General features: G+C 43.0%; 18 protein-coding genes and 3 pseudogenes. 9 read left to right on the forward strand and 12 right to left on the reverse strand.

The genetic code is table 11. The features are described 5' to 3' along the window. Positions 1-99 precede the first annotated feature (99 nt). Positions 100-957: pseudogene (locus tag MED222_RS21175) on the forward strand (prohibitin family protein). A 330-nt stretch (positions 958-1287) separates the two neighbouring features. On the opposite strand, the pseudogene MED222_RS22580 reads toward MED222_RS21175, so the two are convergent. Next, positions 1288-1509 (reverse strand): annotated as a pseudogene (locus MED222_RS22580) (IS110 family transposase); the annotation flags it as partial. 61 nt (positions 1510-1570) lie between these two features. Between MED222_RS22580 and MED222_RS20370 the strand changes: the two are divergent. Then, positions 1571-2770, forward strand: coding sequence for a hypothetical protein (locus MED222_RS20370; RefSeq protein WP_009844896.1), 1200 nt, complete (start codon positions 1571-1573; stop codon positions 2768-2770). A 167-nt stretch (positions 2771-2937) separates the two neighbouring features. On the opposite strand, the pseudogene MED222_RS22260 reads toward MED222_RS20370, so the two are convergent. Beyond that, positions 2938-3104: pseudogene (locus MED222_RS22260) on the reverse strand (IS110 family transposase); the annotation flags it as partial. A gap of 69 nt (positions 3105-3173) precedes the next feature. On the opposite strand from MED222_RS22260, the gene MED222_RS20365 reads away from it, so the two are divergent. Continuing rightward, entirely contained in the window at positions 3174-3518 is a 345-nt protein-coding gene (locus MED222_RS20365; RefSeq protein WP_102257611.1) for a hypothetical protein, read from the forward strand. 76 nt (positions 3519-3594) lie between these two features. On the opposite strand, the gene MED222_RS22695 is transcribed toward MED222_RS20365, so the two are convergent. Continuing rightward, complete coding sequence (locus tag MED222_RS22695; protein WP_009844898.1) at positions 3595-3717, reverse strand: hypothetical protein; 123 nt, start codon at positions 3715-3717, stop codon at positions 3595-3597. A gap of 89 nt (positions 3718-3806) precedes the next feature. After that, positions 3807-5378, reverse strand: coding sequence for a cyclic diguanylate phosphodiesterase (locus MED222_RS20360; protein ID WP_032555124.1), 1572 nt, complete (start codon positions 5376-5378; stop codon positions 3807-3809). Between the two features lie 296 nt (positions 5379-5674). Here MED222_RS20360 and MED222_RS20355 point away from each other — a divergent pair, with 296 nt between their 5' ends. The 3 genes from MED222_RS20355 to MED222_RS20345 all read left to right on the forward strand — a co-directional run bounded on the left by MED222_RS20355 (position 5675) and on the right by MED222_RS20345 (position 7722). Continuing rightward, the gene (locus MED222_RS20355; RefSeq protein ID WP_083783997.1) at positions 5675-6337 is read left to right on the forward strand and encodes a hypothetical protein; all 663 of its coding nucleotides are present in this window, start codon (positions 5675-5677) and stop codon (positions 6335-6337) included. A gap of 39 nt (positions 6338-6376) precedes the next feature. Continuing rightward, on the forward strand, positions 6377-6808 hold the full coding sequence (locus tag MED222_RS20350) for a lysozyme inhibitor LprI family protein (RefSeq protein ID WP_009844901.1): 432 nt from the start codon (positions 6377-6379) through the stop codon (positions 6806-6808). 122 nt (positions 6809-6930) lie between these two features. Beyond that, entirely contained in the window at positions 6931-7722 is a 792-nt protein-coding gene (locus MED222_RS20345; protein WP_032555126.1) for a carbon-nitrogen hydrolase family protein, read from the forward strand. 84 nt (positions 7723-7806) lie between these two features. Here the strand turns inward: MED222_RS20345 and MED222_RS20340 are convergent, their stop codons facing one another. The 7 genes from MED222_RS20340 to MED222_RS20310 all read right to left on the reverse strand — a co-directional run bounded on the left by MED222_RS20340 (position 7807) and on the right by MED222_RS20310 (position 14772). Beyond that, positions 7807-8808 carry a substrate-binding domain-containing protein gene (locus tag MED222_RS20340; RefSeq protein ID WP_004730338.1) on the reverse strand — a complete coding sequence of 334 codons (1002 nt, stop codon included), beginning with the start codon at positions 8806-8808 and terminating at the stop codon, positions 7807-7809. A 153-nt stretch (positions 8809-8961) separates the two neighbouring features. Continuing rightward, the gene (gene rbsK, locus MED222_RS20335) at positions 8962-9906 is read right to left on the reverse strand and encodes a ribokinase (RefSeq protein WP_009844903.1); all 945 of its coding nucleotides are present in this window, start codon (positions 9904-9906) and stop codon (positions 8962-8964) included. 207 nt (positions 9907-10113) lie between these two features. After that, positions 10114-10992: a ribose ABC transporter substrate-binding protein RbsB gene (gene rbsB / locus MED222_RS20330; RefSeq protein ID WP_009844904.1), complete on the reverse strand. Its 879-nt coding sequence runs from the start codon at positions 10990-10992 to the stop codon at positions 10114-10116. Between the two features lie 174 nt (positions 10993-11166). After that, positions 11167-12159: a ribose ABC transporter permease gene (gene rbsC / locus MED222_RS20325; RefSeq protein ID WP_009844905.1), complete on the reverse strand. Its 993-nt coding sequence runs from the start codon at positions 12157-12159 to the stop codon at positions 11167-11169. Continuing rightward, positions 12156-13661: a ribose ABC transporter ATP-binding protein RbsA gene (rbsA, locus tag MED222_RS20320; protein WP_009844906.1), complete on the reverse strand. Its 1506-nt coding sequence runs from the start codon at positions 13659-13661 to the stop codon at positions 12156-12158. The genes rbsC and rbsA overlap by 4 nt, the downstream gene beginning before the upstream one ends. Positions 13662-13758: 97 nt before the next feature. Continuing rightward, complete coding sequence (gene rbsD / locus MED222_RS20315) at positions 13759-14178, reverse strand: D-ribose pyranase (RefSeq protein ID WP_009844907.1); 420 nt, start codon at positions 14176-14178, stop codon at positions 13759-13761. A gap of 279 nt (positions 14179-14457) precedes the next feature. Then, the gene (locus MED222_RS20310; RefSeq protein ID WP_009844908.1) at positions 14458-14772 is read right to left on the reverse strand and encodes a winged helix-turn-helix domain-containing protein; all 315 of its coding nucleotides are present in this window, start codon (positions 14770-14772) and stop codon (positions 14458-14460) included. A gap of 392 nt (positions 14773-15164) precedes the next feature. Here MED222_RS20310 and MED222_RS20305 point away from each other — a divergent pair, with 392 nt between their 5' ends. After that, a complete protein-coding gene (locus MED222_RS20305) occupies positions 15165-15800 on the forward strand; it encodes a porin family protein (protein WP_009844909.1) in 636 nt (211 codons plus the stop codon). 150 nt (positions 15801-15950) lie between these two features. Here MED222_RS20305 and MED222_RS20300 read toward each other — a convergent pair whose 3' ends face one another. Further along, on the reverse strand, positions 15951-16994 hold the full coding sequence (locus MED222_RS20300; protein ID WP_009844910.1) for an endonuclease/exonuclease/phosphatase family protein: 1044 nt from the start codon (positions 16992-16994) through the stop codon (positions 15951-15953). A 385-nt stretch (positions 16995-17379) separates the two neighbouring features. On the opposite strand from MED222_RS20300, the gene MED222_RS20295 reads away from it, so the two are divergent. Both MED222_RS20295 and MED222_RS20290 read left to right on the forward strand, forming a co-directional pair. Next, positions 17380-19275, forward strand: coding sequence for an extracellular solute-binding protein (locus MED222_RS20295; protein ID WP_009844911.1), 1896 nt, complete (start codon positions 17380-17382; stop codon positions 19273-19275). Between the two features lie 12 nt (positions 19276-19287). Continuing rightward, on the forward strand, positions 19288-20376 hold the full coding sequence (locus MED222_RS20290) for a microcin C ABC transporter permease YejB (protein ID WP_004730359.1): 1089 nt from the start codon (positions 19288-19290) through the stop codon (positions 20374-20376). Positions 20377-20388 lie beyond the last annotated feature (12 nt).

A 20388-nucleotide genomic window follows, 5' to 3' on the forward strand; every position in this document is an offset into this window, starting at 1 on the left:
GCTCTGTGGGGCTCACTTTCTTACGGGCGTTAGGATTGATATTGATTATTTACACATATAATAAGTTGGTTGGTAAAAAGCATGAAACAAGCTGTAGAAATGAAGAAACTTAACTTACCTATTAAGAAGGTAGGTGCCGGAATTGCCGTTGCTTTTGTTCTCTTTAGTTCCGTTTATACTGTTAATGAGGGGCACATTGGTATTGTTAAGCGCTTTAGTGAAGCGAAAACACAGGTAAGCCCAGGTTTACATTTTAAAGTTCCGTTTATCGACAGCGTTGAAGAGATTGAAGTTCGGACACGCAAGAATGAAGAGAAAATGGCCTCAAGCACAAAAGAGCAGATGCCAGTCACGGTCGTCGTATCCGTTAACTAGACGGTAGACAAATCTGCAGCGTTAGATCTCTTTAGACAGTATGGCGGTCTTCCACAGTTTGAAGCTCGCATTCTTGACCCTAGGTTTAGGTCAGCAACTAAGGATGTGATTCCCAAGTATGATGCAGAGCAACTGATTCAAGATAGAGCAAGTGCTATTCAGGCAATTGAATCAAACTTAATTGAAGAAATGGCCGCGTTTCCAGTAAGCGTAGATAATATACAGATTGAAAATATAGCCCTACCAAAAAAATACCTTACCTCAATCGAGACTAAGCAGACTGAGAAAAACTTAGCCGCAGCAGAGAAACATAAACTGGCTAGACAAAACTTAGAAGCTCAAAGAGCCGTAAATACGGCAAAAGCCGAAGCTGATGGTATTGAGCTTATCGCTATAGCTGAAGCGAAGGCGATTAAATTAAAAGGTTTTGCTGAAGCAGAAGCGATTAATGCAAAGGCCAAAGCTCTTGGGGATAACCCATTAATCATTAAACTGACCGAAGCTCAAAATTGGGACGGAAAGCTGCCAGCAACAATGTTGGGTGGTGAAAATATGCCTATTTTAGATATGAGAGCTAAGTAGCATTAGAGAATTAAAGGTAATCCTAATTCAGAAGGGGTGAGATGTTGCACAGTCAGCATTTACCCCTGAAGCTTGCATAAGCCCAAAGTCACTTTGTTAAGCAAACTGTACGATTAGGTTTGAAGGGCACATCGTGTTGAGGTTTCTCTCAAGGCGAGTGAGGCCAAGGTAAGGTTGTGATAGTCATCTTATCAAGCCGCTAGTCATTTGCTGTTTATTGTCGCCATGTTTATTCTTATTCCACAAATGCCCCCAGCCTTGTTCTCGTTGTCTTTCTGCTAAGTGAGTTGGCTCAAGCTTTACACATGCCAAAATCAATATTAAAAATACGGCCGTATGACCTAGTTTATTTAGTGTTCTGTCCAATATTGTGCATTGTCACACGCTTCAGCGCCTATACGCATGAATGGCATATTTACTATTGTAGTCAGTAGGTTAAAGTGGGTGATGCTTTATGAAGCAGGACTTACTATTTTGGCCTGTGGTATGAGGGCTAAAGTGGTTTTTAGCTAGGTCGATACCGTAGAAATAGGTACCGCATAAATGTGGCAGAACCTCGAAAGGGGGGGATCCATGTCATTCGTAATATGGATTTTAACATCGAGGGTTTTGAATGAAAGCAGTAATCGGAAGTCTAAAGAGGTTTTGGAAACGTTATAAAGAAGAAAATCCAACTATACAGCTTAGCGTTCCATTTGTGGGAGGGTTCGCTGCGAACATTCCTTTAGTTGAAAAAGGGAAGATAAAACGGACTAGAACTGGAATAAATGCTCAAGATAAAATCGGTCTTTTTGTCGAATCTAACACTAATAATTTGGTTAAATTCTATAGTCAATATGAGTTAGAAAAAGAATATAAATTCTGTCGCGCACCATATGCTGAAACCATACCTCTAAGAAAAGGAAATAAAGGCTTTTCTTATGGAAAAAATGTAGATGATTTAGAAGTGTGTTTTATTGACGCGAAATACCAGGTTCCCGACTATTTAAAAGAACATTCAGAAAAAGCAGTAGAACTATTTAAAGCCTTAGGCAAGATAAAAATTGATGATACATCAGGCGAGTGGCAAAACGATTACTCAATACGTATCACTAATTTTGATATAACGGAAAACAAAATTCATATCCAACCAGCTACTTACTTTGATCAAGTCGCAACGAATCTAACTTTAGATTGGGCTTCTGGTGTATTAGGGGAAGACCCATTACTAACGATTCGAAATGATTATGAAAAAGCTCATCATGGTCTAATTACTCCTCTAAGATCATCAATACTTTCAAATACTCTAGGTGTGGCTGCTATTGTCGTTAATCCAAATACAAAAGAAGTACTGATACCCATTCGTGGGAATGAACAAGCTATAATGGATAACGGCCTAGGTAAATTCCATTGCTCTGCATCTGGGGTTTTTGCATGGAATGAAAATGATACTATTACGAATACCTTATCATTCGACTTTTTCTGTAAAGGAATAGAAAAGGAAATAAAAAGTGAAATTGGACTTAGACCAGATCAATATAGCCTAATACCGCTTGCGTTTACAAGGGAGCTCGTCCGAGGAGGTAAACCCCAGTTATTTTTTATTGCTGAAACTACATTAGATATTGCTAGTATTCAATCTGAAATGAAAATGGCGGAGGAGAATTGGGAATTTATTAGTATTGAGAGTGTTGATGAAAGTAATCCACTTTATAAATATATCGAGTTCCCTTTAAATGCCCCCCAAGATATGTTCACATATGAAGGATGGATGGCCATGAAGATTGCAATGGCATATTTTTATAGAACAGAACCACCTTTCAACGCATGCTAGCTGATATCCACATAAACGAATAAGGATTAAGGCTTCACGCTAGCAACACTAAATCCCTGAGTGTTGAGCAATCCCGGCACCATTTTATTAAGTAAACTGTACGATTAGGCTTGAAGGGCACATTGCTTTGAGGTTTCTCTCAAGACAAGTGAGGCCAAGGTAAGGTTGTGATAACCACCACAGGCCTCACGCTTATACGCATGAGTGACATATTTGCTATTGTAGTCCGCAATTTAGAGTGGGTTACCGAGTTATGAAGTATGACCTTACCATTTTGGTTTACGGCATGAAGGCTAAAGTGGTTTTTAGCTAGTTAGATAGCGCAGAAATAGATACCACATAAATATTGTAGAACCTCGGAAGGGGAAATCCATGTTATTCGTTATATAGAAAGGGAGGTAGAGTGCTAAATCGTATTGCTAAGTTGTTAATGCATTTATTGGCTTCATCTATAACGGCTTTTTTTGCTGGGATTTTGAGTGTAATTCTAACGATGATGGGAGGCTTTCTAATAATTCCTGCTTTTCAAACTTGGTTTATCATGAAGTATCAAAGAGGGAATGTTTTTATATCAAGTATGATTGCGTTTGCCCCTTGGGTTGCCATTCATTTTTATGCAATCGATCAGCCTAAGCTCACTCAAGTGGTAATCAATCTAGCATGTCAGTCTGCAATTGCTGGGATTATTTTATACGGACTTAGATATCATGCATATCCGAAAGTTATGGATTATTGGTCAGGTAGATAACTTTGTATAACAAGTAATTAAGAGTGAACCCAATTCGAGTTACCACACTCCTAGTAGTGGGCTAACATGCTTCAAATTAGAATGTCGCGTGCTCAGGGACAAGGAGCTTATCCAAGCCCCTGAACAAGAAGACGATCAAAATGCCAATTCTCAGTAGCAGCAGGCTAGGCTCCAGTTTGATTTGAAGTTTCTTTTCCATGATATCCCTTGTGATGCACCAATGATGCGATGAATTAAATGTTTATCAAAGGATATCTATAGTCTTTGTGTTATATTTTTTTCAGTGCCTTATGTAGCAAGAAATGTCTGGTTTGTTTGTTTCTCAACTTTATCTGATTCAAAATCTTGCTGTTTGATCAAGCTAATGGCGAGACTTATTGGCATTGGTTTATAGAAGTAGAAGCCTTGGATGTAGTCGACGCCTAGTTTCGACAAGATCTTCAGTTGCGACTCGTACTCAACGCCTTCAACTATGACTTGCATGCCTAAGGTGCGTGATAGCTGAAGCATGGATTCTAATAGTGGGATACCAAAACTGGATTCGTCGGATATGTTTTTCACGAACACGCGATCAATCTTGAGAATACTGAACGGAAATTGCCTTACAAAGTCTAATCCTGCGTAGCCAGTACCAAAGTCATCTATGGCAATTCTTACACCAAGATCAGATAGCTTTTGCAAGTTGTCCTTAATTTTGACCATATCGGCATCAGAACACTCACCATCCTCTGTCACCTCGAAAACCACTTGCTTGAGAATCTCAGGGTGTCTTTTAAAGATGCTAATCACTTTATTCGTGAAGTTACTGTTGGATACAACGTTTCGGCTGATGTTGACGCTGATGTACTTTGATGCAAATACCTCTTGATTACTTTTCAATGTCGTTAACACTTCATGCAGCACGAAATAGGTCAGCTTCTCAATCAAGCCTAAACTTTCAGCCAATGGAATGAAGATAGCAGGGGAGACGTTACCTTCAATTGGATCGTTCCATCTTAATAATGACTCACAGCCTACGATCTTATTGGTGCTTTGATTAACGATAGGTTGCATGTGAACATGTAGGTGTTTGTTTTTCAGAGCACTGGATAGCGAATATTCTAAGCTACGTTGGCTCTGTTTTTTATGCTTGAGGGAAAGGCGAATAATGGTCGTAATTCCCGCCATAAGAAAGCCAAACCATAAGTGACTCAGCATGAAGTTAATATAATACTGATAACCAATATATGAGGTGACGGTGAATGGGTAGATGTCTGACTGTATCCGTACCGTCGCGTTGTATGAGCCGAGGTCGGTAGGGTGAATGTCTCTTTTGATCACCTCAACTTTAGAGTTAATGCCATGGCTACTCAAATTAGCTTCTACAAGCTCAAAGATGAAGTGCGGAGGAATCATCAGGCTCACTCCCGAGCCTTCCTTAGTCGAGAATATCAGCATGATGGATTGCACCTTAGTAATCGCTGAGTTTGAATACGATAAGGTGGTTAAATTTGGGGCTTCATTGAGCCGCTGCCTGATGGTGTTGTATAGGCGAAATGAAACTTCACCATCAGTGGTTGAACAGTAAAATCGGTTCTCTTTGTCGAACACCGCGGCTTCTTTCACCCAATCAGCTTCAAAAACGTTTTGTCGAAGTTGTCTAACAATCGTGTCGCAAGGCTGATCTGGGGTAATTTCAGATAAAAAACGGTCGAACCTTGATTGAATCCCTTCTAACCTCGTTTCTACTAACCTTGATGTGTCTTCGGTTAACGTTTGGTAATGAGAAGGTGTCAAAGGAATGAGCAATGCCATGAAAAAAAAGAAAGAAATGGCAAAGAAGAACGAAGTTTTGGCAAAATGCTGGTACTTGATATCCATATTAAGAGAAGCGTGACCGATTGGTGTGTGCATGCAACTTAATTTATAAATTTAACGATAATAACGCAAGCTTATGCATAAATAGTGTGAACAAAAGTCTGAGTTATTGATATAAATAGCGTAACGCATGGTCGCACTATAGAAATCAGGATGTTAGATATGCTTCCAAGGTTAAGAGTGTCGTTTTTTTGTTCAGTACTTTTGCGTTTTTTGATGAAGCGGATTGTTACCGGTTTTTATCATCAAATTGAAAACTGTAATTTTTGAAATAATGCGAGTGAGTGGATTTGAGCGTAATGATTAAAAATATGATTTGGATGTTGGTGCGTGTGTTTATCGCGTTTCTGATGATTGCTCCTACCTACGCGATCTTTATCTTGTCTAATTCCGCAACACCACGTCTTTTTGAGACCAAACCAGAAGTGTTAGCTTGGCTTTCGTGCTTTCTTCTTGTGATTGGTTATGTATTGATTAGGTTTTCTAGAACGAGGTATGTGGGAAAATTATTATCGCTTGGTGTATTGGGGGCGGTAGTGTTAATCATGTATGTCGATGAGCGTTATCGGATTTTTGAAGTCAGTGTTCACGCATGGAGCTTATTTTTAGCCGCTCTGTATTTGATTATGCTCTTGTATTTCATTTTCCCGGTTAAGCAACTTAAGCCGCTACTGAGTTTAGTGCCTGTCGCAGGCGTGTCATGGTTTTTAGTTTGGGCCTTAGTGGGCCCAATAAGCTTAACATATGAGTTGATTAGCAGTAAAACAACAATTTCAATTGTGAACTATCAAAAGGTAGTCGACTTGCTACCTGAGTTGTACCTAGATGGTTTCCAGTCAGGTTTGTTTTCCATGCTTCTTGTTCTGTGGTTGTATGCTCTTGTGGTTTTTGGACATAATCCTAAACGCAGTTATCAACAATTGGCGTCTTATGTCGTTAAGATTCGTAATGCTTGGCATTAATAGGGCGCATATATGTGCTTTTGAATTAGGGGATAAATAATGAAAAAGGCTTTAACGGTCGTGTTATTAACGTGTTTACCTTTGCTTGCATCAGCATCCGATGATGTTGTCGATTGCGAGAATGCAATGAATACCATAGAGATCAATCACTGTGCGTCGATTGAGTTGGATACTGCACAAGTGGAGCTTGATCAATACCTTGAAGCGAGCTTTGAACACAATGCTTATGATGCGGAGTTGGTTAGCTCAATCAAGATGGCTCAAGACAGTTGGCAAGCTTACATGACGGCACATTGTGACTCGGTGTATACCCAATGGCGTGATGGTTCAATTCGAGGTCTTATGGCGCTTTCTTGCAAAACTAAGCTGACTAAACAAAGAACGCATGAGGTGTGGGAAAACTTCTTAACCTACATGGACAGCACACCACCAGTTTTGCCAGAGCCCAAGCTGATGAAGTATATGAACTGAGTGCTTATGAGAGTGTGCGCTTGCTTCAACCATTGGCGCTCGAGTCAGCAAGCGATGGGGGATTATCTTACCCTGTCGTTCTTAGTCTCAAGTTTGAAGTGTTACCGAGTAAGGATTCGATTTTGAATAGTGTCAGCGTCACTCTTGTCCAGCTTGAAGTTGAATACAAAAATAAACAAATGAACATCTCGCGAGTCTCTGAGCTTTTGGAAGCTGAGACGGCAGTGGGTGATATCACGTTGCTGCCTGAACTGTTCTCTACTGGATATATCTTTAACGATGCCGCAGAAATTCATGAACTGTGTGAAGACTTCAATAACAGCCCGACCATTGATTCATTAACTGCGCTTGCCACGAAACATCAGACGTTAATCGTTGCGGGTGTCGCTGAGGAAGATAATGGTCAGTATTACAATAGCGTTGTGGTGGTTGATGGTTCAGGTTTGCGTCATAAATACAGAAAAGTCAGTCAAACGAAATTCGACAAAGAGTACTTTTCTAGAGGAAATGAACTTCTTACTTTTGAATACAAAGGCTTGAAGTTCGGTGTCGCGATTTGCTTTGATATATGGTTCCCGGAGATCATGAGACCGTATCAGTCGGTAGACGTTATTCTCCATCCTGCGAATTTTGGTGGTCATCATAGCTTTGCCATTGCACAAGCAAGAGCGTTAGAAGAAGGGTGTCATATCGTGACCTGTAATCGCGTCGGGCAAGATGTGGTTGATGCCTTTACCGCGACATATTGTGGCGGCAGTAGAACCTATTCACCGAAGGGAGACTTAATGCTTCAACTCAGTGAGCATCAGTCTGTTGAAACGATTAATATTCAAGACTTGTCTATTGCGCCTCAATACAATGGTGTTGATGTGTTAGATGAAATACAACAGATAGCGTCTGCGTTGAATCGTTAACAAGACAAGTAAACGCAATAGAATCGAAAAGGGCAAGGTTAGATAACCTTGCCCTTTGTGATTTAGTCTGTGGAGGGCTGAGCCCTAAATCGCTTTTACGCTGCTTCGCTCTACAAGAGTCGGTTCTAGTTCAACGACTTGCGGGTAGGCGTCTGGCGTTTGTAGTCGGCTTAACAGGGTATCGACCGCCGCTTTACCTAAACGGTGCTTTGGCTGGTGGATTGTGCTTAAAGCGGGTGTCATGTACTTAGATAAGTGGATGTCATCGTAGCCAATGATAGACAGGTCATTTGGAATCAATGTGCCATCTTGAGCTGCCGCATGAATCACACCCATCGCCATCATGTCATTACTGACGAACAAGGCCGAAGGCATTTGACCACGAGCTTTCAATGTTTGGTAAGAATCAAAGCCACCATCACATTCGAAGTTTGATTCAACAATCCACTTAGGGTTGATCTCTAAATTCGCTTCTTCCATTGCTTGTTTATAGCCTTGATAACGAGAAGAGGCTTGGTTGCGATGCAGTGGGCCAGTAATACAGCCAATATCCGAGTGACCATTATCGATCAGGTGTTTGGTTGCCATGTAGCCACCTTGATGCGAGTTGTCTTGGATTTTATCACTTGCGAACAGCATTGGACCCCAGTCCATTACCACGACAGGTAACTCTGGGTAGCGCTCGAACACATCGATATGTTGACCTTCAAGCGTTGAACACATCAGCATCAAGCCATCAACACGCTTTTGCAGCAAGGTGTCGATCGAGGATTTCATGCGTTCGCTATCGCCTTCTGTATTACACAAGATAAGGTTGTAGCCTTTCTCATAACAACGACGTTCAACACCTTTCACTACTTCACCAAAGAATGGGTTGGTAGAGGTGGTAACCAGCATGCCCAAGGTTTTGGTTTGCTTCATTTTTAAGCTGCGAGCTAATGCAGACGGCGCGTAGTTGAGTTCTTTGGCCGCACTGTTAACACGCTCAGCAATCTCTTCACTGACAAAACGTGATTTGTTCATCACATGGCTCACGGTAGACGTTGAAACCTTTGCAACCCGAGCGATGTCTTTCATTGTTGCCATATAAAATCCTTGTGGGAATCACTTTTCCACGTTGGGCGATATTCTGCCTGAAAACAGGGGCTTATGCTTGATATTTGTTGTTACCGAATTTGAAGGCTTACATCCGTTAACTACGGTTTAGCTCAAGAGTTAACCCTTCAAATAGGTATCAAGCTAAGCAGACAGTTGCTCTGCCAAAAACGCATCGGTTTCAGCACGGCTTGGAATCGACGTTTGAGCGCCAAAGCGAGTCACTGAAATGGCAGCGGCAGCGTGAGCAAACTTGATCGCACGTTCTAATGGCATGTCTTCAAGTAAGCCTGTGACTAATGCGCCATTGAAAGTATCACCAGCAGCGGTTGTGTCCGTTGCTTCAACGCGGAAGCCTGCGATTAATTCACCTTCGCTAGCTTCATTACCTTGACCACGATGACTAACCCAAACGCCTTTTGCGCCTAGCGTGATCATTACCGTTTCGATGCCTTTCGCGTGCAGAGCCAAAGCTGCCTGATGAGCAGATGCATTGTCCGTCACGGTAATGCCCGTCAGCACTTCTGCTTCTGTTTCGTTGGGTGTAATCACATCAACACAAGCAAGCAATGAATCTGATAATGGACGAGCAGGAGCCGGATTAAGAATCACTTGAGTGCCGCTCTCTTTTGCTACTTTTGCTGCGTATTCAATACCTTCAATCGGAGTTTCAAGCTGAGTCAGCAGGTATTTAGCACTGCGAATCTTCTCTAGGTGCGGTTCAATTTGGTCGTAAGTCAGCTTGTTGTTGGCTTCAGCAGAAAGACAAATGCTGTTTTCACCCGTTGCGGATACTTGAATCATTGCAATGCCTGTCGGCGTGTTGTCTGCCACGATCACGCCGTCGATGTTGATGCCATCTTTAGCGAAGTCTTGACGAATATTGATGCCAAATGGGTCGTCACCGACACAGGCAATAAAGCCAATGTCTGCGTTTAATCTTGCTGCAGCGACCGCTTGGTTTGCGCCTTTGCCGCCAGGGATGACCTGATAGTTACCGCCAATCAAGGTTTCACCCGGACGAGGGAACGAAGGAACTTGCAGTACGTGGTCAGCGTTAACGCTACCTAAAACAATCAGTTGAGTCATGATACGAGCCTTATGATATATCGTATTTGAAAATGCATGGGTCTTTCTCATTACGTAAATTCTTGTTGCGTTAACTGCTCGCCTTGTTAGACGGCTTATGAGAAACAGCGATGCACTGTCTGGGTTGGTTTAATAAGGCAGGGATAGGGGAATCCCTGCCTATGTGTCGCTCTATTTTTTTCTTTATTTAATCGATATTGGATTCAATTACTTAGCGATGATTTTTAGAGGTACAGGTACGTACTCGTCTACTGTCTCGCCTTTCAGTACTTTGTCTGCCATTTCAACACCTAAAGAACCGATTAGATCAGGCTGTTGTGCAACCGTTGCGCCAAGTAGGCCACGGTTAACAGCAGCGATGCCGTCTTCAGTGCCATCAAAGCCAACGATCATTACGTCTTTACCTGAAGCTTGAACTGCGCGAAGTGCACCTAGTGCCATTTCATCGTTTTGAGCGAATACTGCTTGTACGTCTGGGTTAGCTGCAAGCAAGTTTTCCATTACGTTCAGGCCTTTAGTACGGTCGAAATCAGCAGGTTGGCTTGCTAAAAGCTCTAGATCGCTGCCGTTTACTGCGTTCATGAAGCCTTCACCACGTTCACGAGCAGCAGAAGTACCAGCAATACCTTCAAGTTGGATTACTTTCGCTTTCTCGCCTACTTTTTCCATGATGAAGTGACCTGCCATTTCGCCGCCGATTACGTTATCAGAAGCAATGTGGCTCACTACGTCACCACGGCTTGCGCCACGGTCTAGCGTTAGTACAGGGATGTTTGAACGGTTAGCAATACGAATAGCGTTAGATACTGCATCTGAATCTGTAGGGTTAATCAGGATTGCCTTAACACCACGAATGGTTAGATCTTCAATGTTCGAAAGCTCTTTGCTTGGGTCGTTTTGAGAATCAAGAACGATAAGCTTGTAGCCTAGCTCTTCAGCTTTCGCTTCTGCGCCATCTTTCATGGTTACAAAGAATGGGTTATTCAATGTAGACAGAACGATTGCCATTGTATCTTGCGCCTGTGCAGACACAGATACTGTTGTAGAAAGAAGGGCAGCAGAAATAAGAGTCGCTAATTTTTTCATGGTGTAAGTCCTTTATGTAGGGTGAGCTAGGTTGGATAACCCTAGCTCGTTGTTACATTATTTATAGATTTAATGTTTATAGGTTTGTTACTGATAGATCTTTTTATTAAAGGTGCTTTTTCTATGGGTTTTCTATAGATAAAGCAGGGTGTTGCATTGACTCAAACTAGAGTCTTATTTGTTTTTGTTATCGACCAATACTGCCAGAAGAATAACCACTGCTTTTGCAATCATCTGGTAGTAAGAAGATACGTCTAATAGGTTGAGGGCGTTGTTTAGGAAGCCGATTATCAGTGCACCAATCAATGTACCCATGATGCGACCACGACCGCCCGCTAAGCTTGTGCCGCCAAGAACCACGGCTGCGATGGCGTCTAGCTCATAACCCATACCTGCGGTAGGTTGAGCAGATGACAAGCGAGAGGCCACGATGATGCCAGCCACTGCAGCTAGCAGGCCACAGATTGCGTAAACGCCGATTTTCACTTTGTCTACGTCGATGCCTGATAGGCGAGTTGCTGATTCGTTGCCACCCAGTGCGTAAACGTAGCGACCAAAACGTGTGTGGTTTAATAGGTACCATACTGCTGCGAACACCACGACCATGATCCATACTGGAACTGGGATGCCCATTGCGTAGCCTGTACCGAACCAAGCGAATGCGTCTGCTGTGTCAGTGAAGCCTGTTGAGATAGGGCGACCGTCGGTGTAAACCATGGTTACGCCGCGAAGTAGTGTCATGGTTACAAGCGTTGCGATGAAGGCTTGAACTTTACCCTTAGCGATAATCACACCGCTAATAGCACCTAATGCTGCACCAGCTACTAGAGCGGTTGGTACTGCGATCATGACAGGGATTTCCATACCAATCATGCTGGCTGCGAACGCACCACAAAGTGCCAGTACAGAACCAACACTCAAGTCGATACCCGCGGTTAAGATAACCAACGTCATACCCACAGCGATAATCGCGTTAACCGAGGTTTGGCGCAGAATGTTCAGGATGTTGTCGACAGTAAAGAAGTTCGGGTTTAAGAAAGAAACGACAACAATCAGGAAGATCAAAGCAATCAATGACTTTTGATCAATCAGCCACTCTTTGCTGATTAATGGTTTTTTCTTTGGCGCTTCAGTTTCAGTTGTTTTGCTCATGGTTTTAGTACTCATGCTGCGTCCTCGTTGATCTTTTTACCGACCGCACACGCCAGTAATAATTCTTGGTTTGCTTCTTTAGCATCAAATTCACCGCTTACACGGCCTTCATGCATCACCATGATGCGGTCACTCATTCCTAACACTTCTGGCATTTCAGATGAGACCAAAATAATGCTCATGCCGTCGGCTTTAAACTTATTAATGAGTTGGTAAATCTCTTTCTTAGCACCGACATCGACACCACGCGTTGGTTCATCGAGAATCAGTACTTTTGGTTTGGTCATCAAGCCTTTAGCGATAGCCACTTTCTGTTGGTTACCACCAGAAAGGTTGCCAATGATTTGCTCGCGAGTCGGGGTTTTGATGTTGAAGAGCTTGATGAAGTCATCCACGGCGATCACTTCGTCTTTATGTTGGATTTGACCGCTCTTTGTCAGTAGGTCAAGTGAACATAAAGACATATTCTCTTTCACTGAAAGCCCTAGAACTAAGCCATCGCCTTTACGGTCTTCAGAGATGTAAGCAATGCCATTCGCCAAGCCATCTTTCGGGCTTACCGGGTTGATGGTTTTGTTTTCTAGGTTGATGACGCCGCGTTCACTTGGAAGGGCACCGTAAATCACTTTCATCAGTTCGGTACGACCTGCACCCATTAGGCCAGATACACCAAGAATCTCGCCGCGCTTTAGAGTAAAGCTCACGTCATGAACACCAGAACCAGTCAGGCCAATCACTTCAAGGCAGGTTTCACCGTGGCTCTGTCCGATACGTGGATATTGCTCGTCCAGTTTACGGCCAACCATCATCTCGATTAGACCATCTTCGTCGGTGTCTTTTACTTCACATTGTCCAATGAACTTACCGTCACGAAGCACGGTGATGTCATCACAAATCTCAAAGATCTCTTTCAAACGGTGAGAGATGTAAACAATGCCACAGCCTTCATCACGTAGTTCGTTAATTACTTTAAATAGAGACTCAGTTTCGGTATCGGTTAGTGCATCCGTTGGCTCATCCATGATGATGACCTTAGATTCAAACGATAGGGCTTTCGCTATCTCTACCATTTGCTGCTCACCAAGGCTTAGCTGACCTAAAGGAGTTTTTGAACTGTGTTTTACGTTAAGGCGTTTAAGTAGCTTGTCCGCTTCTTGGTACATTTCGTTCCACAAGATACGTCCCATGGTGCCTGTGATTTCACGACCTAAGAAGATGTTCTCGGCGATGGTTAGCTCAGGAATTAGGTTCAACTCTTGGTGAATGATGCTAATGCCGGCTTGTTGTGAATCACGTGGTCCTTTAAATGCTGCGGGTTTACCTTGGTATGCGATAGTGCCGCCGTCCAAGTGGTAAATGCCGGTAAGCACTTTCATCAACGTTGATTTACCTGCACCGTTTTCCCCCATTAACGCCATTACGCGCCCTGGGTAAACGTTGAGGCTCGCCTTATCTAGTGCTTTAACACCTGGGAAGGCTTTCTCAATTGAGCTAAGTTCTAAAATGGCTTGAGTCATGTCGGTTCCTTTACTCGGGGCCAGTTGTATTTGATTGTTTTGGTTCAGTGATGACACTGAGCTGTCGTTGCGCTTAGGTTCAAACGCTAAGCTTGAGTTAAAAGGTTACGCCAGCTTGGAAAATAACATTTGCGTATGGCGTGCATTCGCCAGTGCGAATAACCGCGCGGCTGTCATGCGTTCGCTCTTTGAATTCTTCATGAGTGATGTAAGTAATCGAAAGCGATTTGCCGCAACGCGCTTCTTCTGTCTTAACTAAATCAATCAGTGCAGCGTGATGGTCTGGGCTTACTTTCGCAAACTCTTCTGCAATCACAACGCCTTCAATCTGAGATTCATCCAGCATGGTTTTTACTGTTTGCTGAAAGCTCGGAACACCATGAGTTAAGGCAAGATCAATACGAGTTACGTGATCTGGAATCGGCAAGCCCGCGTCACAAATCGTGATTTCATCTGTGTGGCCAAGAGTCGCCACTAAGTAAGAGAGTTCAGAATTAATTAGAGTACTTTTTTTCATATCACGACCTATCGAAAAATAACGTTTAATGGGTTGAGAACAACTCAAGAAAAGCTATCGAAACGTTTCGATAGTGATAATAGTGTTTGATTTATCATTTGCACTCTTCACTTTGCTAGAGTGTGATAACGATCATCGAAACGTTTCGATGGGGCGTTTTTTAGTGATCTTAATCAACGCCATTGATTGCATAAATACGTTCACCATGGAGATATAAAGAGTGCGCTACGGCTTGTTGCCCATACAGTTTTGACACAATGTAGTGTCGCTTAAATTTAATTAAGTGGGGTCAACCGACAAAATGTAGCCAAACTTGGTGATTGTGGTTATCTGAATGTCTGGTGTTCTTAAGCGCGTAAAAACATTACGCAGATTATAGATGACGTTAGCAAGTATGTGAGGAGAGGTGAGTTCCCCTTCCCAGCACATATCAATAATATCTTCCCTAGAAACGGGATCCCCTAGATTTTCTGTTAGTAAACAGAGCACCGAAAGTAGGTGAGGGCGTAAAGTGATTTTATTCCCCTGTTCATTAGTAATCGTTCGAGAGTCAGTATCAATGATTAAGCCGTTGAGCTCTATTGTGTGGTTCATCGTGTTTCTATTCGTCTTATTCTGAATGGTTGAGATTGAGTTAAGTCGCAAGCTACTAAAGCGTGTGGATTATGCAAAATCACGCCACTCTTGAAAGTAAGCTTGCGTAAGTGCGAGGTGGAAAAACCTAAAAACCGGATGATTTGGAAGGGAATGGATTGTTCAAACAAACGTTAGGTGTTTTTTTATTTCTTTTTGATTCAGGCTCTTATGGTGTTTTAACTAATTCTGTTGTCTGGGGTTATAAAGTGATTACATTTTTATTTATTTTTTTGTTTTCTGTGAGCCTATCATGTTCGCGAATTCGACGGGGTGTCGGGTAACTCTAACAAGATTGTGCAGCACAGGAAGGCGTAACAATCTTGATTTGCATTAAGTAAGGTCAAGTAGTAATGGGCAATAAATTAATTCTAAGCATCGCAATGATGTCAGCATTTGCAGCAAACAATGTAATGGCAGCGGACAGTGGTTTGTATCTAGGTGGTGCCATTGGTACTTCTGGCGTCGATGATGGTGGACTATTTTCATCAATTAAAGAGCCAGTGACGTTTGAAGCAGAAGACAATGCTTACCGTATCATTGCTGGCTATAAGTTTAACCGTATTGTATCACTTGAGCTTCAGTACACGGATTATGGTGATGTGGTTGCTAAATATCCTTTAAGAAGCAACGCTGGCTTTACATGGACTCCTCAAGTCTTTTCGATTGCTGCAAACCTTGGTTATACGTTTGATAATGGCGTTCGCCCATTTGGTACAATTGGCTTATCTTCAATCGATCTCGATATGAAGTATGCAGACGGTTCACGTCCTTCAAGTTCTGATTTCGATGATTCAGGTGCAGGTGTACGAGTTGGTTTTGGCGTTGAGTACACCCCAGAAAAGCTTTCTGAGTTAAGCCTGAGACTTGGTTATGAAGCCGATGCATTTACAGTAGAAGTTGACGAGGGCAACTCTTGGAACCGAAAAAAGGTAGAGAAAGATATCGTATTGGCTTCATTCTATCTTGGCGCAATGTACACATTCTAAGTTTCACACTTTGCTAAACGGTAAATCGGTTTCTAAATGGGGCGTCGGTTGGCTCAACCCGTTTGGCTAAAGTGGAAGGCCGCAGTTTTTGACTGCGGTTTTTTTCATGTTCAACTCAGGTAACTCTCGATTGAAGATGTAATCGAATAGCTAGGCTTCACGGATATGAGCGGTGACAGCAACGATGGCATGGTCAGTACTGAATTGGTCGTGTTCAAAGCTGGGATTGATGAGGTGATGGTCGAGCACTGTGTAGCAAGAGATTTCCATCATGCTTGATGAGTTCTGACAGTCAAATTCGTTCGACATTAAAATGTAATCCAGAACAGAACCAGAGGCACCGTAATAGTGGGTTGGTTTGCGTTGTTCAAGTAAGTCTTGTTCATGCAATTGATGATAAATATCCCAGCTGTCTTTTAACCGGAAGTGGGAAAGCCAATGCTTGCTGTTTTCGTCTCTGTTTATTGAATAACTTAATAGCCCTTTAAACTCGTCGTTGAATAGAGGCTTATTAAAGTCACCCATTAACACAACAGGCTGATCGGTTTGGTAACGATGATTGGTGATGTATTGATGCAGCATCTGAGCTTCAAGGCCGCGCTGCACGCTAGATAACCAAGAGCCAAGTTGCTCTTGGTGGAAGCGAGTGAGCGTGTCACTTTGTGATTTTTCACCTTGCTGAGCGTTATCCACATCGATAGATTCTGCTTTGGGTTCTGTCGGACGTTGTGATTTGAAGTGCACCACATAACAGTCGGTTGAACCTAAATGGGGTAACGTAATCGTGGCATGAACAGGCGTTCTGTTGAATGAGAAATTGTCTCCAAGGTTGAACGCTGTCAGTAACTTCGAATCTGGCGTAACAGGCTGTACATTTTCAATTGGGTAGCGGGATGCGATACCAACGACAGGGGAGGTGTATAGGTAATCATCTTCAACGTCTGCGCTATCGACCACTGCAAAGTATGGATAACCTAGCTCATTCATCAATTGCTCTAAAGACTGCGGGCTAAATATCTCTTGAAAGCCAATCACATCACAATCTAATGAACTAATCGCTTCAGCCATCCAATGTTGCTTTTTCTGCCATTCATCGAAGCTGTAGATGTTCTCAAAATCATAGTAAGCATTCGGCGGTTCGAGATAGTTCAGAAGGTTGAACGTTGCGAATGTTATGTGGTTTGGTTTGTTCAAAGTGTCATTCCATTTAGACCTAAGCAGCAAGGATACTCCAGTAAAGTATAGATTGTTGATTATTTAGAACCTAAATTTCACTTTCAAAGCGAATCAAAGCGAATCTAAACCGTGGAGGCTTATGTCATTCCCGCTAGAGCAATCTCCGTGCTTTCCAACACCACCAAGCTAATTAAAGGAATCAAAGCGATCAGCGTTAACTGCATCCAATAGTTTCGAGCGGTGACGAGTAATTTGTAAATAAACCGTCAGAGATGAAGTGCTGATGGTTTTATTAGTTATTACATGATGTTAGATTTGAACCTATACTTGTTTTAACGGCATGCATTCAAAGCCGATTAATCAACTTGAATATCGAATTCATAACATTTGAAGGGAGAGTCAAATGGGAACAGTTTTTCGACGCAAAGCCTCGCAGCGCACTCAGTTTTTCAGGTCTAATTTAAAGTCCTGTGCAGTTATGCTGCCGCTTATTGTTTTACACCCCTCCGTTACTTACGCTTCTGGTACCCAATCAACTCCTGCTGTCACCGTTATTGAAACCACACAATTGGTTGGTTTTGGTGAAGCAAAATATCCAGCCGATTTTACTCACTTTGATTACGTTAATCCTGATGCGCCAAAGCAGGGCAAAGTGACCTATGGCAGCATAGGTACCTACGATAGCTTTAATCGATTCGGTTCCCGCGGCGTTGCTGCAAGTTATACCGGAGAGATTTACGATACCTTGATGTTTTCTCCGAGCGACGAGATTGATGCGTACTATCCATTGATTGCTTCAAAGGTTCGCTACGCCAGTGATTTCACTTGGATGGAAATCAACATCAACCCAAATGCTAAATTCCAAGATGGTAAACCAATCACGGCTCACGATGTTGCCTTCACCTTTGACAAGTTTTCGAAAGAAGGTGTGCCTCAGTATCGCGTGTATTACAAAGAGATTGAATCAGTAACGGCTGTCTCTGATTTGGTTGTTCGAATTGAGATGAACAAGCCAAACCGCGAGAAGCTGTTTAGCTTTGCGCAAAGCACTCGTGTGTTGCCGAAGCATTTCTGGAAAGACAGAAAGCTGTCTGAACCTCTAAGTGAGCCACCAGTAGGCAGTGGTCCCTATAAGATCATTAGCTATAAATCTGGGCAAAGTGTGACCTACGGCCTAGATGAAAACTACTGGGCAGCAGACCTACCAGTCAACGTTGGCCGTAATAACTTCAAGCAAGTGCAATACGATTACTACCGTGACGACACGGTAATGTTGGAAGCTTTTAAAGCAGGGGAGTTCGATCTTCGAACCGAGAACTCGGCTAAGTTCTGGGCCAACTCTTACACAGGCGCGAACTTCGATAAAGGCTACATCATTAAAGAAGAGATCAACCATGAGAAGCCTGAAACGACTCAAGGTTTTGTCTTCAATATTCAATCTCCTGTGTTCTCAGATCCTAAAGTTCGAGAAGCGTTAACCTATGCGATGGACTTTGAGTGGATGAACAAGAACATGTTCTATGGTCAGTACAAACGTACTCGTAGTTATTTCCAGAACACCGACTATGAAGCGAAAGGCTTACCAAGCGCAGCTGAAGTTGAATTGCTGTCTCAGTACAAAGATCAGATTCCAGCGCGAGTGTTTACCGAAGAATTCCAACCTTCAGTCACCGATGGCAGCGGCCGTATTCGTAGCCAAATGCGTACCGCTTTCAAACTGCTGAAAGAAGCGGGTTGGGTATTGAAAGACAAAGTGATGACCAACGAAAAGACCGGCAAGCCGATGTCATTTGAGTTGCTGATTTACAGCCCAACCACGGAACGTATCGCAACGCCGGTTCAAAAGAACCTTAAGCGCATGGGTATTGAGATGAAGATCCGTACCATCGATACGACTCAGTACATCAAGCGCTTGCGTGATCGTGATTTCGACATGGTGTCGTCGTCATTTTCCGCAAACCCTTACCCTAGCCCGAACTTAATGATCGTTTGGAACTCTAACTACATTGATTCTACTTACAATACTGCAGGTGTTATCGATCCAGTGGTTGACGCGTTAACAGAAGAAATTGCGCGTAACCAACAACATCCTGAAAAGCTTCTTACTCTCGGTCGTTCACTGGACCGAGTATTGCAGTGGAATTTCTACAACATCCCGCAATGGCACGTTGGTGAATATCGCGTAGCAATGTGGGACAAGTTTGAGCGTCCAGATGTATTGCCTAAATACGATTTAGGTATCGATACATGGTGGATTTCAGAAGAGAAGGCGGCATTGCTTCCTGAAAAACGTCGCTAGGAGTTAGTTAGCATGGCCGCGTATATATTTCGACGTTTATTGTTGGTGATCCCCACGTTGTGGGCGATCATCACCATCAACTTTTTCATCATTCAGATCGCCCCTGGTGGCCCGGTGGAGCAAGCTGTTGCCCAATTAGAAGGGCATAACTCTGGAATTATGGAGCGCTTTTCTGGTGGTGGACAAGAAGTTGATTTAAGCGAAAGTGACCAAGCGTCTGCCAGTGGCTATAAAGGCTCACGCGGGCTTGATCCTGAAGTGGTTGAAGAGATCAAAAAGCAGTTTGGTTTTGATAAGCCAATTCATGTTCGTTACTTCGATATGTTGAAAAACTACGCGACCTTTAACTTCGGTGAAAGTCTGTTTAAAGGCGGCAACGTTATTGATCTCATCATCGAGCGACTGCCTGTTTCCATCTCCTTAGGGTTATGGAGTACCTTAATCATCTACGTGATTTCGATACCTTTAGGCATTATGAAGGCGATACATCACGGATCTCGGTTTGATATTTGGTCGAGTGCGGTGGTGATTGTTGGCTATGCCGTACCGGGCTTCTTGTTTGCGATTATCCTGATTATTTTGTTCGCGAGTGGTAACTACTTCAGTTGGTTCCCATTGCGTGGGCTCGTGTCGAGTAACTTCGACCAACTTAACTGGTATCAGCAAATTGGTGACTACTTCTGGCACTTAGCTTTGCCTATTTTCGCTATGGTCATCGGCGGTTTCGCCACACTCAGTATGTTGACCAAAAACTCCTTCCTTGATGAAATCAATAAGCAATATGTGGTCACCGCGAGAGCGAAAGGCTTGGACGAGAGCAGTATTCTCTACAAGCACGTTTTCCGTAACGCCATGCTGATCATTATTGCCGGTTTCCCGAGTGCATTTATTAGTATTTTCTTCACGGGTTCTATGTTGATTGAAGTGATGTTTTCACTCGAAGGCATCGGCCTGCTTGGCTTTGAGTCGACTATTCAGCGAGATTACCCAGTGGTGTTTAGTTCTCTCTATATCATGACCTTGCTTGGCTTGGTGCTGAGCATTATCTCCGACCTGACGTATACCTGGGTTGATCCTCGAATTGATTTTGAAGCGCGTTAATGGCGAACGAAT

Origin of the sequence: Vibrio sp. MED222 (assembly GCF_000153005.1) — a bacterium.
Lineage (GTDB): Bacteria > Pseudomonadota > Gammaproteobacteria > Enterobacterales > Vibrionaceae > Vibrio > Vibrio tasmaniensis_A.

Excerpts from the sequence above, each read along its gene's own strand:
- MED222_RS20370 (WP_009844896.1), top strand. The coding sequence starts at position 1,571 with ATGAAAGCAGTAATCGGAAGTCTAAAGAGGTTTTGGAAACGTTATAAA.
- MED222_RS22695 (WP_009844898.1), bottom strand. The coding sequence starts at position 3,717 with ATGGAAAAGAAACTTCAAATCAAACTGGAGCCTAGCCTGCTGCTACTG.
- MED222_RS20360 (WP_032555124.1), bottom strand. The coding sequence starts at position 5,378 with ATGGATATCAAGTACCAGCATTTTGCCAAAACTTCGTTCTTCTTTGCC.
- MED222_RS20355 (WP_083783997.1), top strand. The coding sequence starts at position 5,675 with ATGATTAAAAATATGATTTGGATGTTGGTGCGTGTGTTTATCGCGTTT.
- MED222_RS20350 (WP_009844901.1), top strand. The coding sequence starts at position 6,377 with ATGAAAAAGGCTTTAACGGTCGTGTTATTAACGTGTTTACCTTTGCTT.
- MED222_RS20340 (WP_004730338.1), bottom strand. The coding sequence starts at position 8,808 with ATGGCAACAATGAAAGACATCGCTCGGGTTGCAAAGGTTTCAACGTCT.
- rbsK (WP_009844903.1), bottom strand. The coding sequence starts at position 9,906 with ATGACTCAACTGATTGTTTTAGGTAGCGTTAACGCTGACCACGTACTG.
- rbsB (WP_009844904.1), bottom strand. The coding sequence starts at position 10,992 with ATGAAAAAATTAGCGACTCTTATTTCTGCTGCCCTTCTTTCTACAACA.
- rbsC (WP_009844905.1), bottom strand. The coding sequence starts at position 12,159 with ATGAGTACTAAAACCATGAGCAAAACAACTGAAACTGAAGCGCCAAAG.
- rbsA (WP_009844906.1), bottom strand. The coding sequence starts at position 13,661 with ATGACTCAAGCCATTTTAGAACTTAGCTCAATTGAGAAAGCCTTCCCA.
- rbsD (WP_009844907.1), bottom strand. The coding sequence starts at position 14,178 with ATGAAAAAAAGTACTCTAATTAATTCTGAACTCTCTTACTTAGTGGCG.
- MED222_RS20310 (WP_009844908.1), bottom strand. The coding sequence starts at position 14,772 with ATGAACCACACAATAGAGCTCAACGGCTTAATCATTGATACTGACTCT.
- MED222_RS20305 (WP_009844909.1), top strand. The coding sequence starts at position 15,165 with ATGGGCAATAAATTAATTCTAAGCATCGCAATGATGTCAGCATTTGCA.
- MED222_RS20295 (WP_009844911.1), top strand. The coding sequence starts at position 17,380 with ATGGGAACAGTTTTTCGACGCAAAGCCTCGCAGCGCACTCAGTTTTTC.
- MED222_RS20290 (WP_004730359.1), top strand. The coding sequence starts at position 19,288 with ATGGCCGCGTATATATTTCGACGTTTATTGTTGGTGATCCCCACGTTG.